We start from the raw sequence: 17,273 nt of genomic DNA, 5'->3' as shown, positions 1-17,273 counted from the left end.
TTTATGCCTTCTCTATCCATGAGTACATTGCCACACCAAGATGAAGTTGTTGAGACACTTCAAGTTGTAAACTTATTCCTGTAACTGCCTGTTGTTGATAGCGATTATAGATGTGTAAAAAGTTATATAATCCTACCACGCAACCTATGTCACCAGTAAAATAGCTGGATTGGGTAATTTGTGTGTCTTGATTAATTTTGCCCGCTAATTGCTCGTAAGCATTAAGCCAATTGTCTGTCACTGTCGAATGGCTACCGGGTAAATAAAGCTGCGACAGTTGATCAATATCATCGACTTGGCAAGCTCTGTTAAATAAGGTTTTTATGGCCTGAGTTTGCTGAACTAAGCTGCATGACTCTTGGAATAAATCCAAAACGTGCATACCATCAGTTGCAACATTGATGTTGGCCATGATGACCGCTTCAGCAGGACAACGACCGCTATCTTGATCCTGGGTAATCAGCTCTTGCTCATTTTGCAAATCTGAAAGCGCAAAATACAGGCTGTCTACAGCAATAAATATCGCACTTTGACTATCGACTGGTAATGCCTTTAATGCGCTCAATGCAGAGAAAAACCCAGCACTTCCCATAGGAAAAAATCGGCTATGAGGATGTTCAAAGCAATGTGGGAAAAGTGCATGTAAACGACTTACCCAATCCACAAGTTGTTGTTTTTCTAAATGGGGTAAAATCCAAAAAATCGGCTGAGTTCGGTAAGGCTGCCACTGAGCTTCGTCATGGATCGGCAACTTGTGTAACATATCAATGATACGGCTTAATTGAGACTCAGTAGCCAGGCCTTGAGCCATTACCGCAGCGATGTGTTGACCATCAAATTGATACTCAAAATCAACCGCCTCAGATAAAGGTAGGTTGAGCAACTGTAGTGGATTTTGATAGGTCCCCACAACGATTTCAATGGCCTCTGCATGCATAATCATAAGGCGACTTTCACTCGTTGAGGGCTGTGATTGACCACATTATTGAACCTAAGCTTGTGTAAATAAGCGATTCGTTGGTGAACAGGACTAGAGTAACGAATGATTTTATCGATACTAGCAGGATTGACTTCAATACCATTAATCAATCTAACTTCAGGCATTTTAAGGGCTAATAGCATCCAACGATGCAATAATTTAGCACTGTAAAATTGTAAATATTCACAACGTTCGGCTTCATCTTCCTCAAACTGCCATTGATAAGGAACCGATTGATCTAACTCGGGGCCTAAAATAGTTCTCAATGCGCTAAAAGCCACTAAGGTTTGATTTGGTTGCTGCATAGCTCGAGCTAAAAAAGGCACAAATTTACTAAAACCTGAATAGCCCATTAGCTCAATGACCCTTAATGTCAAATCAACATTCTGACTCATTAAATTGAACACTTTGGTTAATATGGCTTCGTCTAATGAAATAATAAACACTTCAAAAAGAGCACTGTGGCAATAATCTAATTGACTGAATAAGCCATAGAGCTCTATCGGTTCATTAATGCTAGACATCAGCATTTCAATATATAAAGACGTCAGTGACGACCGAGGGATGTTCAGTGAATTAATGCCATCGTTACGCTTTAAGCGTTTACCACGATAGATGCACAACAAGATATATTGCTGAATTTGCTCAGGAGTCTTATTGCTTGCAGTAAAACTAACCTTATCAAATTGAAGTTGGCTAGCCATTAATGCAAATGCAGGGCTATATTGGCTCGCATCAACAAGACTGCTGGCAAATAATGCCTCAACGATATGTGATTGCGCTGTAGGCTGAGCCTTGTAGTGCAGTTGTAACAACAGAGATAAAATGACTACCTTGTCAGTTGGGCTAAACTGCACATCAGTTTCAAAAGCATCAACAATTTGCTCCTGAGTATTGGCACTGAGTAACGGCCAGTTAGGATCTTTTTTTTGCTGGATCATCTTTAAAATGACCGTTAACGATTGAGTATTATCTTCAATGTTTTTTGGCATACACTGAAACGACGACAACATTACTTGTCGTTGCGCCAGCAGAAGATTAAAACTCTCAATCAAATTCATTTACCACAATCCTTGTTCGTTCTAGCCAATCATCACTGTAGGATTACCTACAATAATCTTCCCACCATGAGCGGTACCATCTCCCATTCGGGCAGCGGGTTTGCCATTAATCAATACCGAACTTGAACCTGCATTAATCGTATCAGGCGGCCCAACACAAATTAACTTGTCACCTTTACGTGCTGCGGGTAATGAACCAATAAGAACATTGCCAGACCCCATTACAATAGGACCGCCAACATGAGGTACTGGACCGGGATTGGTTTTAGGACAAAGATGCATGCATGTAAGCGTTGCTGCGGGCATTCCCATCAAATATTCCTTTATTTGTTGTAATGTGTTGTTCCAGAGGTTTACTCGTTATCTAAAGGGATAACCAATAAAGCACGCTGTTCCAACGCCAATGCAATGATACTAATAATTTGCGCTTCAGATTGTTGAACAGCCAAATAGGTATCATTGTGTAAATAGCAATAAATTAGATACAACAAATCTGGTGAATTCTTCCAGCTGTGTCGATTTACTAAAAACTGTTCACCAAATGTTGCACTAACCCACAAGGTCATATTAGGTGTATTAAGCAGTGGATCTTGCGGTTTATCGACCGGTTTACAGATTAAGTGTCGATACCCAAATTGACAGGTAATTTCATGGCCTCGACAAAAAGGCCCTAACAGGCCGACTCCAGGATAACGAGATGATGACATGACTAATTCAACTTAATTTGAGCAGCTTTTAAGGCAATGCTGGTGCCGTTAACCTTAACATTGGTGCCTTTTATGGTGATGTTTGTCCCTTCTATAGAAATAGAACCATCACTGCTCATTTTGATAGATGCACTGCCCGTTTTAATCACAATCTCTTTGCCAGCTTCAATATTGAGCACTTTGCCAACGTTTAAACTGTCATTATTACCAATATCTTCTAGGCGATCCTTGCCAATTTTAACGTTATCGTTATTAACCACTTCAGTAAAACGGTCATTACCTATGGTATCTTTTTGATCATGTTTAACATTGAGATGGTGATCTTTTTCTGCTTGAAAAAATAGTAACTCTTTACCCTTTTCATCATCAAAACGTAATTCATTAAAATTGTCTGCACCAGCGTCTTTAGTACTGTGTGTTTTAATACCAGACTGGGTCTTTTTAGCTGGTAAGGCATAAGGTGGCATTAAGTCTGCGTTATACACAGCACCACTAATAATTGGTTGATCCGGATCACCATTAATAAATTCAACCAGCACTTCTTGACCAACACGAGGAAAGAAAAATGCGCCCCATTTATTACCCGCCCAACTCTGTGCGACACGGATCCAACACGAACTTTTACTGTTAAATTCACCTTCACGATCCCAGTGAAACTGCACTTTAACGCGGCCAAATTTATCAATATGTTGCTCGTCACCAGGCTCACCAGTAACCACAGCAGTTTGCACACCATTAATTAATGGTTTGCGCAAATGAAGTTGTGAACGGTATGGGGTACTTTTTGGAACACATTCAAAATCATTTTGATACACGCATCCAGACATAGATTGGCCTGCGCCAGACTGATTAGGTTGTGTCGCTGAGGTTCTTAAAGAACTTAGAACAAAGCTCTTACCTTTATAACTGACGTTTTCGTGATCTTTAAATGTAAAAAATTTACCTATCAAGAAACTGCGGCAATCACCTTGACCACTGCATTTGTTCATATCTTTTTGCAGGGCTTCAAGCTGATTATTGGCAAAAGGCTGAGCACGTTTATTAAATTCTGATTCACCTAGATAGTCATACACTTCAAGGGCACTTTGTTCTGGGAGATCCGCTTTATTATGATTACCTGATGGATAAAGCTTAGGTTGTTCATAGTCATAGCCTTTTTGAATAAAGCCACCGCTGACCATGCTCATTCCACCTTGCCAGTTTGATACATGTGACTCAGCTAAATGTCCTGAAAAACATCGAACTTTTTCTTCTGCACAAGGTTTATAGGCGTTAATATCATCTGCAAGTACAAGGGTATGGGCACTAAGACTGTGCTCAAAGAAGAAGAAAATACCCTCTTGTTGCAATAAGCGACAAACAAAATCTAAATCAGATTCTAGATACTGCACGCAGTATTCATACTGAGGATAAGTATTGGTAGTTTTATTTTGAAATTCGACTTTATGTTGACCAAATAAGTCTTTAATAATGTCAATTACAGACTTATTTTGAAAAATTCTACAGTTGCTGCGTTTTTTCATTAGTGCCATTTGAGGCACAATAACAGCTTGATAATCAATATAATTTTGCGCATCATCTGAAGCAGCCGTCCGCATACCTGCAGACTCGAGATGACTTATGACCCCATGAAAGTACCGAGCAGCACCATCACTTTCGGCATTACGTAATGTAATACAGACGTTTTTACCCACTAAACTATCGAGACTAATCTGAGTACCAACAGTAAACATTGATACGCTGATTGAAAATAACTGTGAAATAGCTTCAGTGGCAGTAAAATGCGTTAGGTACAGAACATCCTTACCTAATGGCGTAGTGATACTGATGATATTATTTTTTTGAGTGGCCTTAAGCATTCCTTGCCTCAGTCGTTAAGAATAAAGATCTTGGGGGAAACAAGTTCCCCCAAGATTTAAGATCACAAACAACTTACATTTGTTGACCTTTAACACCGCTGTAGCCATAACGTAGCGCTGCAGTAATGTTGTTTTTGTCATCAGTAGGTGTAACAGCCATCATCATTTCAGTGTAACTGATAGTGATAGTCTCAACTGGACGGTCACCATGAACTGAAACGCTGTAGCTAGAAATCATTGCATCGGTTAATTCGATTTGCATGATTTCTTCGATTTTGTCACCTTGTTTAGTGATGTGAAAAACCGCTTTTTTACCTTTACCGATAGTTGCTTCTTTGAACAAGTCAGTTGAAGAATTATCTTGCAATTTAGTAATGGTAACGTCACCTAAACGAGTAGAGCTTGCTTCACGGTCTTTAGCAGTACCAGTGAAAGAACTGATCTCACGGCTAATATTCCAATCGACTGATAACACAGTAATCATGTCTTTGAATTCTTCAGCAGTGGTTTCGCCTTTAATCCCTTCATAGTTTAAATATGTATTCGCTTGCATTATTAATGCTCCTTTTGCGTGGATGTCATCCATTAATGGACAGTTTTATAAGTTCAACAATTCAAACTTAATATTTCAATTTATTAAAAATGCACATATCAACAAATAATACATAACTGTATTATCCATTTAAATATAGTGAGTCCTCATTATTAAGCATGAGGATTATATCAAAGGTTCTTTGATAATCAACTAATCGTTTAGATAAATAAAAAATATAAATATTATATAGTTATTACTACATCAGTAATAACTACATAACATCACAAAGGGTATATACCTTATTATATAGACCTCAAATATAATGTTAAAAATCTAATTAATAATACTAAATGATTATTTATATTTTCGGTTATATACCCTTTATGTTTACCTAAATTTTATATACAAATTCTTCTTTTACGACATTAACTTTTACATTAGTTGTTTTTTTATTATTCGCCATATTGTTTAAAATCTTAACAGAAAGATCTGGCAACATTGTATTCTGTAAAATATTGTGCACATTTCGAGCGCCAGAACCGGCATCTTGGCACATAGACACGATTTGGCTAACGACATCATCACTGTAAGTGAACTTAGCTTGATAATGCTCTGCTAAGCGATGGGCAACTCGCTGTAATTGTAATTTCGTGATCTCATTAAGCATATATTGAGTAAGAGGAATATAAGGAATCACATTCAAGCGGCCTAAAAATGCGGGTTTAAAGTAGCCCAATAAATCATCTTGAAGCGCCTTACGCAAACCAGTAATAGAGGGCGCAATCTGTTCATCTTCAAACAACCCCATGGTGGTTTCAGTTCCAGCATTTGAGGTCATAATGATAATAGTATTTTTGAAGTCGATATCTCGCCCTTCTCCATCCTTGATCATACCTTTATCGAAAACCTGATAAAAAATATCTTGAACACCAGGATGCGCTTTTTCCATTTCATCCAATAAAATAACGCTATAGGGCTTACGGCGAACAGCTTCGGTTAATACTCCCCCCTCGCCATAGCCGACATAACCAGGAGGTGAGCCTAATAGTAGGGATACTTTATGCTCTTCTTTAAACTCTGACATATTGATAACGGTGACATTATCTTCACTGCCATAAACTTGCTCAGCTAGGGTTAGTGCGGTCTCAGTTTTTCCTACACCGCTAGGTCCCGTCAGCAAAAACACACCGATTGGGCGTTTTTCATCACCTAATTGGGCGCGCGACGTTTGTACCGTTTTCGCAATTAAATCTAATGCATGATCTTGCCCGATAACCCGCTTAGACATGGTTTCTTTCAAGTTCAAAATCGTTTTAATTTCATCACTTTGCATTTTGCCTGCAGGAATCCCAGTCCAGTCGGAAATCACTTCAGCAACAAGTTGTTCATCAACTTGCCAATGCACCATAGGCTGTTTATTGACAGCTAAATTAGCCTTCAACTCTGTCAGTTCCTGTAATTGAGCAACTGTATCAGTCTGTGATGATTGGATTTGCGTCACTAAATCAGCAATTTTCTTCACCGTGCTCAACTCTTCCTGCCACTGGATCATTAATGGCTCAAGTGCTTTTGAGAGTAACTTATGCTTCTTGGTTAATTCAATAATGGATTTTTTATGATCTGCACCAGTTTTTTGTTCGCGAGTGAGAATATTAATCTGGGTATCGAGTTGCTGAATTTGTCGCTGTAAGGACTCAACCAGTCCCGGTGTCGATGCTTGGCTCATAGCCACACGGGCACAAGCTGTGTCTAATAAACTCACGGCTTTATCTGGCAACTGACGCCCAGTAATATAACGATGAGATAAATTTACCGCGGCACATAACGCTTGATCTGAAACCAGAATCTTATGATGGCCTTCCATTACGGGTAATAGTCCTCGCATCATTGCAATCGCCTGTTGAGGAGATGGCTCATCAATTTTTACAACCTGAAAACGACGAGTCAAGGCTGCATCTTTTTCAAAAAACTTTTTGTATTCAGCCCAGGTTGTTGCCGCAATAGTACGTAATTCGCCGCGGGCTAAGGCAGGTTTTAATAAATTAGCAGCATCATTTTGCCCTGCTTGTCCACCACTACCGATCATAGTGTGTGCTTCATCAATAAATAAAATTATTGGCTTAACCGATTGTTTAACTTCGTTAATAAGCGCTTTTAAACGATTTTCAAACTCACCTTTTACACCAGCTCCAGCTTGTAATAAAGCCAAGTCGAGCACATGAATACGGACATTCTGCAATGCAGTTGGCACTTCTTTTTGAAAAATTTTAAGTGCTAAACCTTCCACTACGGCCGTTTTACCGACGCCGGCCTCACCGGTTAAAATAGGATTATTTTGACGACGGCGAGTTAAAATATCGATCATTTGCCTTATTTCATTATCACGACCAAGGATAGGATCAATCTTGCCTAATTCAGCTTGTTCGGTTAAGTTTTGCGTAAATTGATCTAGATTTGGTGTTTTGCTTGGCGCAGATTGCATTGCCTGAGTTTCTTCAATATCGGTACTCGACACTTCATGCTCTGTAGATTGACGCGCAAGTTGTGGCCAAGCATGTTTTAGCTGCGCAGGGTCGATTTTGAGTAACTGTTTAGCAGAGCGTGACACTAAGGAGTTTAACGAATCATCCGTCAATAACGTAAAAATAAGATAGGCCGTTCTGGTCTCATTATCATTAAATTCAATGCTGGTATTTAACCAGGTTTGACGTAATAAACTGACAATGTGTGGCGATAGACTCGGAGCCGCACTATTACCCGTTTTAAATTTTTCTAATCCCTGACGAATGTCGTTGATCAGCTGATCTTTTTGCACTGAAAAACTGGCCATGATGATGTCTAAATCACCAGAACCATTTTCTAATAATGCTAGTAACCAGTGCTCAATTTCAACACTAAATTGACTGCGGCTATGGCATACACTGGCAGCAGTTTCTAAAGATTGTCGACATACTGGATTAAGTTTTCCAACCAATTTACTCAAAGTCATCGCTGACATATTCATAGTCCTTTATTAATTAAATCATTAAGCTTTTTATTTGCTCACCATACTCTGCACGGCTGATCAAACCACAACCAAGCCCCAAGCCAATTGCAGACTTGGATAATTGTGCTTTCGGTGCATCTTTTTGTTTTATTTCTAGAAAAATCTTATATTTGACTGACTGACCTAAATAGCTTGAGACCAGTTTTTTAAGTGATTTACAATTTGCTGTCCCTGGCATAAATGCATTAACCAACGCACCTTCTTTAGGCTTAATATGAATACTGATACTGGAGTTGATATCCCATACTCGGCTGCCAATACTGGCATCGACACCTAAACGCGCATATTGGCCTTCTAGCATGCTTCGACTAGCCAATCGGGTTTGCTCTGTCTTAGCCAGAGATTGCCAACGACCTTGAAAAGAACAAACTTGGACATTACAGCCAGTAAAGTCATTCAACATGCTTCGTAATGACTCTGCCGTAGGAGTTTTATTATGATAAAAACCAGCGTAATAGCGGTTCAATGATTTATTACCACTGAGTAAACTCAAAACATGAGTAAAACTATCCGTAGCGCCATCTTCATGGGATTGATAATTAGCTGAGAAGCGATACTTTTCCCATGACCGATAAAATAGTGAAATAATTCGATGATTAAATAAATCATAAAAATCACGCATACCGCTATCTTTATGACGTAAACGCTCTAAGACTAACTCAGTATAGTGCGAAGGTAATACCCCGCTTGGCCCAGTCAACCCCATAAATGATATATGCATATCAGCGGCAACCTTAGCCTTTTGACTGGTATGTTTAGCCTTTACTTTACTGATGGCTTGCCCCGGAAAACCAAGGTGCTGATCTGATTTAAACCGCAACAGCTCTTTGCTTGGAATCGTATCGTAACCAACTTTAAAGCCTTGCTCGCGACCTTGAGATAACTGCTGTTGAAACTGATAAACAGCTTGATAGAAATCATGCTCGGAGGGCGCTTCAATTATGGCCTGCAACTGATGATGCATCGCATTTTGGGTCATAACAACGGCCTTTGTCCTGAACGTGCAGGCCAGGTATAAGCGACTGAATTATGGTCTTTAAAACGCATACTTAAACGGGTAAAACTATTGATTGCAGCAAATTGTGCAAAGAAGTGATCTAATATTGTGCAAAAGAAGAACACTCCGCTGCCAGAGTAATGATCTTTAATAAAGGTTATTTCAATATGGCTGCCACTGCAAAAGCTAATCCGACCATGTTGGTTGACTCGTGCAGTATCAGGAGTGACTTCAACAAAGTGAATATTCTCGATTAAATTTTTATTTTCTGGTGAACACTTAAAATCGTATAATTTAAGGGTTTCTTTTAAATTATGAAGTGCATCTTTTCCACTAAAACTGTCAATTGATAGATGAGTCACTAACTGCCATCGAGAAGCGTCACTAAGGGATGCGCGAACGGGTAATGTTGGCGCAAGCAAACATTTTACATGCTTGATGATATCGGCGCGTTCAGGGACAAACATTTTCGGTTCATTGTTGCCAAACGGAAGATGGGCCGGTAAATTTCGATTACTGCACTGAGCGGTAATACTTAAGATCCAAGCGCCATAATCATCTTCCGACTTAAAGCCTTTAAAATTATGATCAACTAAAGATAAAAATGATTCAGTTCCTAGTTCAGCATAGCCACCTGACCAACTCGCCGACTCTCTTCTAACATGCCAAAATAAATTATTGTGACCAAGGTACTGCGGATGTGATTCGCCATAAAATGGTGTGACTTCAACTTTATTGTCTTTCGGATCATAAGCAATAACCTCTTGGATATTGATGATCTCAGTCACTTCAGAGTCAGAATAACGAGCAGCTAATTTATATTCGTACTGCGAAGCATCGATACTTACTGGTTCTAATTTTTGCTCAAATAAGTTGATTACTGGAGTGCAACCGAGTAGAAAATGATTTGCACTCACTTGCTTATCTAAATCTTGAGAGCCTTCCTTTAAATAAATATACAGTGAGAACTTACTGTCTATTCCTTGCCAACTTCCCTCTAAATCATCTATGTCAAAAAATAAGAATTTTTCAGGGAAAATAAAATTCTCCAGCAGTAACCGGTAACCAGAACTGGTCCGTTGGCTATAAGGAATAACTTGTTGCTCATCTTCAAATCCAACGGCTTTTAAGTGCCGTTTAGTTAAAAATTTGCACACAGTTTGCTGCTCGTTAACTAAAGCAAAACCCAGACTATGCTCAAATAGTAATTGATAAAGTTGAAAAGTTTGATGGTCTTGGCCATTTAAGAAAAAACGTAATTTATCTACACCAAGGCTTGGCATACTAATTTCGTCAAACTCACACGCGATATCAAGCTTGATTATTGCCTTTGCCCGTTCTGGCCACTGAGGTTCAGGCGCATTAAACGGTGCATTTTGAAACTGAGCCTGTTGAACTTCAATAGGCCATAACTTCATATCGTATGACGTTTGGAAATGACAGGATTTCATCCCCTCAACTTGAGTATCGACTTGCGTTAGCCTGGGCAATAATACCCCTGTGGTCGATAAGTTTTCAGTCGTCACCTTAATCACAGTCATTGACGGAATAGGCGCTTGATAATCAGGGTACAATTGACCTAATAGCGCTTCAGTGAGTTCAGGAAAGCTATCATCAAGTTTCTGTCTAATTTGTGCGGTGAGCAGAGAAAATGCTTCAATTAAGCGTGATACATGAGGATCTTCAACATGCTCATCACTTAATCGTAAACGACCTGCAACCTTAGGATATTGCTCAGCAAATTCGGCCCCCATATGACGAATGAAAGCCAATTCACGATTGTAATACTCCAATAATTCCTGATTCACACAATTCCCTCATTCACTATCATCGCTAAATGGACCGGCTCAACCTCTGAGTCAAATGTAATATATTCAGGCTCAGGTTCAGCATAAAGCAGTGCATTGATTTTTAATCTTAAAACACGATCCAGAGGCTGTTCATTATCGACCGTCTCAACCATCACTTCGATAAAACGGGGTTCAAATCGTTTTATAGTATCGGCGACCTGTTTACAGAGGATCTGTCGACCGTCTAAACTCGCTACTGGCATGGATGAAAAATCACGCAAACCATAATTCATCAATGAATTGTCAAGTTCAGTTAAATGTTCCGGCCAAGTTTGCCACTGTAATTTAGCATTAAGAAGATTCTCTAAATCACGACGAACATTAGACCTTAACTGACGTAAGTTAAGGCCTCGATGGCTATCTTTGACATCCTGTTCACCGGGCGAATCATCTATCAATCGGTCAAGAATGGATGCCATTATGGGTTGCTGGTTTTTACTCAACACTATCGCCTACTGCAAGACTGGGGTGGATATTTTAGTAATTTGATTGAGTACGACTGCAGTATCATCAGCGAGCCACATTTTTAAGCCCTTGCCAGCAATCACATCAGTAGCAACTTCATGCCAATCAGTTTCTCGTCCCAATTTTTGAGCATCAGTTTCGCTACCTGCATATATCATCGGTATATGCGCTTCACCACACGGTCCATCTTTAATCGCTAGATCAACTCGACGCCAAACCATTTCCAGTAGCGAAGTCACCGGCTTAAAGTTGATGTAATCGATTTCAGATAACTGAGCTAAATAGAAATTACCGTCAGTACCGAAAATCTCAATAAAACCGCCTAAGGTATCATCAAGATCTCTTATTTCTTGATTGGTTTTATCGTTTATAAGCAGGCTGACTTGCGGACGTAAATTTTCAAGACTATTGGCGCATTGAGTCACATCATCTTGGGAGTCGACCATCGCTAAACGTAACTTCATTAATGCTGCAACATAAGCATCAGATTCAGCAAAAAGCTGAGGTACAGCTTTGCCTGCCATAAAATCAATTCTGGCTTGTTCTGCTCGGATCAACTGACGTAAGTTAGCTGCACCGATTAAAAAATCAGGGTGTTTTTGCACTAAAAAGTTTAACTGTTTGTCAGCCCGTTCAAGCTCACCATTAATACACAACAACTCAATATGTTGACCTTTTAAATCAATGTTCATTGGGTCGTCTTTTAGCTGTGTCTCAACTAACTGAATGGCTTCTTGTAGCTGGCCATTTTGCAGCATTTCTTGAATCTTTTTCATTTGATACCTTTGTGTTAATTTCTTGATGTCAGCTCAGTGACCAATTTAATGCTGGACACCATTTGATCTAACTGAAAATGAGGTTGTAACTGAATAATCGAATAGAAGTGCCCGGGCTTACCGCGCATTTCTTTTACTTGAACTTGGGCACTTCGCAGCGGATATTTACTTCTTACATCATCTGAAGATACGTCTGAAGCGGTGGTATATTTGTGCAGCCACAATTGCAGTTCGCGCTGGCAAGCTTCGGCAGAATGAAGTGAACCAATTTTTTCACGGCCTAACACTTTAATGTAATGGGCAAAACGAGATACACACAAAATGTACTGCAACATTGAGGATAGTTTTGCATTAATATTATCTTCAAGTTGTTCATATTTTGGTGGTTTCTGCACAGAGGCATTACTGTAAAACACTAAGTGTTCACAACCTGATACTGGAGATAAAGGGATGAAACCTTGATCAGAAATCGACTTTTCAGCCCTATCACTGATTAACAAATCCACTGAAGGTTTCTTGCGTTTTCGATATAAATCTGGCTCGTATTGACTGACCGCAAGGTCACATACTAGGCCTTTCTTACGCGCACCGGGTTCTAAACCGCGGATATGGCCAAACCAACCTGATTCGCTAAATGCGCGGATTAATACACCACCAAAGGCATAAGCAGCATTACCCCATAAATGGTCTTTTTTGGGATTTTTAATCGATTCTTTAAACTTAAAACCTTCGCTGCGGCTACCATCGATAAGATAAGGGGAACGCATTAGGATGTTGGGCATAGTTAAGCCAATAAAGCGAGAATCATCCATTTTTCGTAACGAGTTCCACTTAATATACTCATGCTGCTCAAAAATTTTGCCCATGTTCATATGAGCAGATAAATCAGCAAAGTCATCTGCACCAAATAATGAAGGACTGGCAGAAGTGATAAATGGCGCAAATGCGGCCGCAGCAGTACGCGAAATTTCTTTTAAAATATCAATGTCGTTGGTGGACACACCTGGGCGGTTCTTATGGGTGATTTGATAATCACCAATTAACGTGCCGAAGGGCTCGCCACCAGACATGTCATATTCGTTGTTATAAATCAGTTTAAAAAAATCACTTTGATCAAATTCAATCGCCCGATTAATGTCTTTAGACAGTGTTGTCCAACAACAATCGAGCATTTTAACTTTTACTTTCTGGTCTTTGTCATGTAAATCTTGCTGTTGAACTAAATACAATACCCCACGCCAACTAGCCTCTAAAGCTTGAAAAGCATTGTGATGAATGATGGCATTGAGTTGTTGTTCTAGCTGTCTATCGATACGATCAATAGCCTTAAGCAGAAAAGGTAATACGGAGGTTTTATCAAATTGAGTCAGCGAATGGCTCGAGTTTTCTAACCAAAGCAATAACGACCTAGTCGAATCCGACTCTCGTAAGAATCGTTCGACTAAGTGTTTATTTTTTAGTGCCTTTGTCGTTGAAGATACTGGCTTTTTAATTCCAGTATCTTCTTTGAAAATTTCACTTGTTACAAATGAAATGGTTTCTTGAGGCATCGTTTGTTTCTATCCTTGAAAACAAATGAGGGTCACTGCGTTAGCGGGTGATTATCCTACTTTAGGGATTTTTGCGACTAAACGTAAAGACGCCGTAAGCTCTTCCATCTGCAACCAAGGACGTAACCAGGCAACGGCATTGTATGAGCCCGGTTGACCAGGGATCTCTTTCACCACAACTTTAGCGTCAGCCAATGGATACTTAGCGCGAATGTCTTGTCCGCCACCTTCAGATGCATTAACAAAAGATAAAATCCAGCGATTTAACCAAGACTCAACATCTTCTGCTTCCATGAAGCTACCAATTTTGTCGCGGGCCATCACTTTAAGGTAATGAGCAAAACGAGACGTTGCCATTAAGTAAGGTAAACGTGCTGAAATTGCAGCATTAGCGGTAGCATCATGGCTTGTCATTATTTTTGGTTTTTGACATGACTGAGAACCAAAGAACACGGCATAATCAGTATGCTTATAATGACAAAGAGGTAAGAAACCTAATTTACTTAACTCTGCTTCACGGCGATCAGTAATACCAATTTCCGTTGGACACTTTAAATCTGGATCACCGTCATCACTGGTAAATACGTGTGCAGGCAAGCCTTCAACCTTACCACCGCCCTCGGCGCCGCGAATAGCAGTACAGAAGCCATATTTACTGAATGCTTGGCCCATATTGGTAGCCATAACGTAAGCCGCATTCATCCAACAATAATCATTATGATCAGCCACTTTAGAACGGCCACTTTCTGAGTCTATTTCAAACTCTTCATAGCAAAACTCTTCTACAGGCTTGGTCGCTGAGCCATAAGGAAGGCGAGCCAGCACTCTAGGCATAGTTAGAGTCACGAAGCGAGAATCATCACTGTCGCGGAAAGAGCGCCACTGAGTGTATTCTAGAGATTCAAATACCTTTTCAAGATCGCGAGGTTTGCTCAGTTCAGTCCACTCATCAAAACCAAATAAAGATGAACCTGCAGCCGAAATAAATGGACAGAAACCAGCAGCGGCAACATTAGACATTAATGACAATGATTCAACATCTTCTGGATGATTAGTAAATTCATAATCACCCACTAAACAACCATAAGGTTCGCCACCCGGAGTACCAAACTCTGATTCATAGATCTTTTTAAACATTTGGCTCTGATCAAACTCAACCGCTTTACTTAAATCTTTATGCAGTTCTTTTTTAGACAAACTCATTACACGAATTTTAAGTGTTTCGTTGGTTTCAGAGTTTTTAACGGTATGGTGCAAACCACGCCAGCTACCTTCAAGTTTTTGCAGTTCTTCATTGTGCATAATTGAAGCTAATTGTTTAGAGATAACGTCATCTAAACGATTAATAGCCTTATTGAATGTCACAGTGAGGTTTTTATCCCACTGAACAGTACCTTTAAGGGCTTCTTCGGTTAACGAACGAATTAATTCTTCTGCACGAGAAGAATCGGTTTGCTTTGTAGCAACGATAGCTTGCTCTAAAATAGAAACACTCTGTGCTTGCTCTTCAGATACAGCATCTAATGACGCGGCTTCCATGCTCATTATTCCGCTCCTTTGAGGTTAAGTTCACCAGCCAACTTGTCTAGGCTGGTAGTGTTATTTAACACTTCTTCTAAGATATTTTCGAGATTCTCAGAGCGATCAACTTTTGTCATCAAATCACGAAGTTTGTTACGGGTTTCCATTAATTTTCTTAATGGTTCAACCTGATTAACAATGGCAGCAGGTTCAAAGTCTTCAATGCTATTAAACTCTAATGCTACATTCATTTCAGAATCATCGCCGGCAAGAGTATTAGGCACTAAAATATTTAACTTAGGGCTCATACGCTTTAACACATCATTAAAGTTATCACGGTCGATTTGTACAAAACGGCGGTCTTTTAATGGCTTTAAATCTGCGGTGTTGTGACCAGCAAAATCACCCGTAACACCAATAACAAAAGGCAGCTCTTTTTTTACTACAGCACCTTCGGTTTCGACATCATAGGTAATATGGACACGGGGTTTTCTTACTCGCTTTAATTTATCATGTACACTCATATGAACTCCTTTCAATAATATGTTGAGTAATCAACTACAGATCATTCTTCCGTTTTTATTCCAGATAACTTGAAAAAGCCATTTCTTGCTTCACCATCTTGGATTAATTCTTGTAATAACTCGGGCAAACTTAGGTCACTCCAGCGTATGACTTGCTCAATAGCATAAGACATTGGCGAATGTGGCTCAGTACGTCGAAAAAAGTCCGCTATCGTCTCAAGATGACTAATAGCTTGTGCCCTAGAATTAAGTTGTCCTTCAACACCTGAAGGCGTTGAATGATGAGCAGTAGTATCACCGTCTTGCTGTTCGTCAATCTGTTGTTCTTGCGCTAAGTTAGCTTTATTCTTTGCAATTATTGGTGCTGTAATTGAACTAATTTGCAGTGCACAGGCTTCTAACGCTTTGCGAATATAACTCGTCGGTTGTGGATCACCGCTCATCGCGTCATCCATTGAAGCCGACAAACGGCTAAATGCACTCATAGCATTTTGTACATCGCGATCAAGCTCGATAAAGAAACTGTCGGAGGTTTCCTTGATGCTCTGCTCGACGTCTTCAAGTGAGACTGAACCAGAATCGAAGCGCTTTTCTTGCTTATCTTTATCTAAGCGACTTGTATCTAGCGCCTGTTCATATTGCCAAGTCGAGTAAACAATTCCGCCATCGGTGATAGGGATCGTTCTTATTGGATGAATTAGGGAACCTTCACTTTCGATACCATTCAAACCAATCAGCGGTGCAATTCGCTCCGCTAAATCATTTGGCTCTGGTGTGGGATAAAGCGTGTCCCAATAGCGCTCGATTAATTCTGCTGCTAGGGTAAAACCAAAATACAACCCTTTGAATCCATGTAATCGACATGCAGCCTCGATAAACCAAGCAACATATTCGATATCTTTTGATTGTTGTTTTAAAATATTCGGAACTTGCTCAAATATCGGTCGCCATTCAACCGAGACGGATAACACATCTTCTTCATCGGTTAACGCTTTTCGTTCTTTAGAGCGTGCAATATTGCGCACGTCTTTAAGTAAATAATACGTTGAGGTTGGACTAATATCTTCGCGAGGATCAACTCCAGATTCCGCATCAATGGTAATGGGAAGAATTAATTCATCGATAGTTAAATTCTTTAGCTTACTCAATCTAATTCAATCCCTGAATAAAAATGATTTAATGTGCAATAATAAAAGTATAGAACTTCAAAAACAATACTTAATAGTCTTTAATAGAACTAAAATAAGATATATTGCCCACACCTAATCACAATGGATAATAAAGAAAACAAAAAACATCCTATGTAATTACATTCGAAATAATTACACCCAAAAGAATTACATCATAAGTAATGTTGTCCATACAAAAAACAATAACACTTATAATAAATATTAACGTTACAA

Annotated in this window: 15 protein-coding genes; all 15 read right to left on the bottom strand. The window is 39.5% G+C overall.

What is annotated here, in order from left to right; translation table 11 throughout:
- Window position 1 precedes the first annotated feature (1 nt).
- The 15 genes from H5123_RS03955 to tssA all read right to left on the bottom strand — a co-directional run bounded on the left by H5123_RS03955 (window position 2) and on the right by tssA (window position 17,018).
- Window positions 2–943 carry a hypothetical protein gene (locus tag H5123_RS03955; protein ID WP_182697101.1) on the bottom strand — a complete coding sequence of 314 codons (942 nt, stop codon included), beginning with the start codon at window positions 941–943 and terminating at the stop codon, window positions 2–4.
- On the bottom strand, window positions 940–2,040 hold the full coding sequence (locus H5123_RS03950) for a hypothetical protein (protein WP_182697100.1): 1,101 nt from the start codon (window positions 2,038–2,040) through the stop codon (window positions 940–942). The genes H5123_RS03955 and H5123_RS03950 overlap by 4 nt, the downstream gene beginning before the upstream one ends.
- 21 nt (window positions 2,041–2,061) lie before the next feature.
- Window positions 2,062–2,352, bottom strand: a complete 291-nt coding sequence (locus tag H5123_RS03945) for a PAAR domain-containing protein (protein ID WP_124015796.1) — start codon at window positions 2,350–2,352, stop codon at window positions 2,062–2,064.
- A 41-nt stretch (window positions 2,353–2,393) separates the two neighbouring features.
- A complete protein-coding gene (locus H5123_RS03940) occupies window positions 2,394–2,747 on the bottom strand; it encodes a hypothetical protein (RefSeq protein WP_124015795.1) in 354 nt (117 codons plus the stop codon).
- 2 nt (window positions 2,748–2,749) lie between these two features.
- Window positions 2,750–4,606, bottom strand: a complete 1,857-nt coding sequence (tssI, locus tag H5123_RS03935) for a type VI secretion system tip protein TssI/VgrG (RefSeq protein ID WP_182697099.1) — start codon at window positions 4,604–4,606, stop codon at window positions 2,750–2,752.
- 73 nt (window positions 4,607–4,679) lie between these two features.
- On the bottom strand, window positions 4,680–5,159 hold the full coding sequence (locus H5123_RS03930; RefSeq protein WP_124015793.1) for a type VI secretion system tube protein Hcp: 480 nt from the start codon (window positions 5,157–5,159) through the stop codon (window positions 4,680–4,682).
- Between the two features lie 373 nt (window positions 5,160–5,532).
- The gene (gene tssH / locus H5123_RS03925) at window positions 5,533–8,139 is read right to left on the bottom strand and encodes a type VI secretion system ATPase TssH (RefSeq protein WP_182697098.1); all 2,607 of its coding nucleotides are present in this window, start codon (window positions 8,137–8,139) and stop codon (window positions 5,533–5,535) included.
- Between the two features lie 19 nt (window positions 8,140–8,158).
- The gene (gene tssG / locus H5123_RS03920; RefSeq protein ID WP_182697097.1) at window positions 8,159–9,166 is read right to left on the bottom strand and encodes a type VI secretion system baseplate subunit TssG; all 1,008 of its coding nucleotides are present in this window, start codon (window positions 9,164–9,166) and stop codon (window positions 8,159–8,161) included.
- On the bottom strand, window positions 9,163–10,992 hold the full coding sequence (tssF, locus tag H5123_RS03915) for a type VI secretion system baseplate subunit TssF (protein ID WP_182697096.1): 1,830 nt from the start codon (window positions 10,990–10,992) through the stop codon (window positions 9,163–9,165). Before tssF ends, tssG begins: the two co-directional genes overlap by 4 nt.
- Window positions 10,989–11,480, bottom strand: a complete 492-nt coding sequence (gene tssE / locus H5123_RS03910; protein ID WP_371697234.1) for a type VI secretion system baseplate subunit TssE — start codon at window positions 11,478–11,480, stop codon at window positions 10,989–10,991. Before tssE ends, tssF begins: the two co-directional genes overlap by 4 nt.
- Before the next feature lie 6 nt (window positions 11,481–11,486).
- The gene (locus tag H5123_RS03905; protein WP_182697095.1) at window positions 11,487–12,275 is read right to left on the bottom strand and encodes a type VI secretion system accessory protein TagJ; all 789 of its coding nucleotides are present in this window, start codon (window positions 12,273–12,275) and stop codon (window positions 11,487–11,489) included.
- Window positions 12,276–12,289: 14 nt separating this feature from the next.
- Window positions 12,290–13,825, bottom strand: a complete 1,536-nt coding sequence (gene tssC, locus H5123_RS03900) for a type VI secretion system contractile sheath large subunit (protein WP_182697094.1) — start codon at window positions 13,823–13,825, stop codon at window positions 12,290–12,292.
- 51 nt (window positions 13,826–13,876) lie between these two features.
- Complete coding sequence (gene tssC / locus H5123_RS03895) at window positions 13,877–15,370, bottom strand: type VI secretion system contractile sheath large subunit (protein WP_182697093.1); 1,494 nt, start codon at window positions 15,368–15,370, stop codon at window positions 13,877–13,879.
- Window positions 15,370–15,870: a type VI secretion system contractile sheath small subunit gene (gene tssB, locus H5123_RS03890; RefSeq protein ID WP_124015787.1), complete on the bottom strand. Its 501-nt coding sequence runs from the start codon at window positions 15,868–15,870 to the stop codon at window positions 15,370–15,372. The genes tssC (H5123_RS03895) and tssB overlap by 1 nt, the downstream gene beginning before the upstream one ends.
- A gap of 41 nt (window positions 15,871–15,911) precedes the next feature.
- Window positions 15,912–17,018 (bottom strand): type VI secretion system protein TssA, encoded by a 1,107-nt coding sequence (gene tssA / locus H5123_RS03885; protein ID WP_124015786.1) that lies wholly within the window; start codon window positions 17,016–17,018, stop codon window positions 15,912–15,914.
- Between the last annotated feature and the right edge of the window lie 255 nt (window positions 17,019–17,273).

The organism is Shewanella sp. SR43-4 (assembly GCF_014163845.1).
GTDB classification, from domain to species: Bacteria; Pseudomonadota; Gammaproteobacteria; order Enterobacterales; family Shewanellaceae; genus Shewanella; species Shewanella vesiculosa.
The sequence above is the reverse complement of the archived record's forward strand: the minus strand, read 5'-3'. Positions and strand labels throughout refer to the sequence as shown.

Excerpts from the sequence above, each read along its gene's own strand:
- H5123_RS03950 (WP_182697100.1), bottom strand. The coding sequence starts at position 2,040 with ATGAATTTGATTGAGAGTTTTAATCTTCTGCTGGCGCAACGACAAGTA.
- tssG (WP_182697097.1), bottom strand. The coding sequence starts at position 9,166 with ATGACCCAAAATGCGATGCATCATCAGTTGCAGGCCATAATTGAAGCG.
- H5123_RS03940 (WP_124015795.1), bottom strand. The coding sequence starts at position 2,747 with ATGTCATCATCTCGTTATCCTGGAGTCGGCCTGTTAGGGCCTTTTTGT.
- tssC (WP_182697094.1), bottom strand. The coding sequence starts at position 13,825 with ATGCCTCAAGAAACCATTTCATTTGTAACAAGTGAAATTTTCAAAGAA.
- tssC (WP_182697093.1), bottom strand. The coding sequence starts at position 15,370 with ATGAGCATGGAAGCCGCGTCATTAGATGCTGTATCTGAAGAGCAAGCA.
- tssI (WP_182697099.1), bottom strand. The coding sequence starts at position 4,606 with ATGCTTAAGGCCACTCAAAAAAATAATATCATCAGTATCACTACGCCA.
- tssH (WP_182697098.1), bottom strand. The coding sequence starts at position 8,139 with ATGTCAGCGATGACTTTGAGTAAATTGGTTGGAAAACTTAATCCAGTA.
- H5123_RS03930 (WP_124015793.1), bottom strand. The coding sequence starts at position 5,159 with ATGCAAGCGAATACATATTTAAACTATGAAGGGATTAAAGGCGAAACC.
- H5123_RS03955 (WP_182697101.1), bottom strand. The coding sequence starts at position 943 with ATGATTATGCATGCAGAGGCCATTGAAATCGTTGTGGGGACCTATCAA.
- tssB (WP_124015787.1), bottom strand. The coding sequence starts at position 15,870 with ATGAGTGTACATGATAAATTAAAGCGAGTAAGAAAACCCCGTGTCCAT.
- H5123_RS03905 (WP_182697095.1), bottom strand. The coding sequence starts at position 12,275 with ATGAAAAAGATTCAAGAAATGCTGCAAAATGGCCAGCTACAAGAAGCC.
- H5123_RS03945 (WP_124015796.1), bottom strand. The coding sequence starts at position 2,352 with ATGGGAATGCCCGCAGCAACGCTTACATGCATGCATCTTTGTCCTAAA.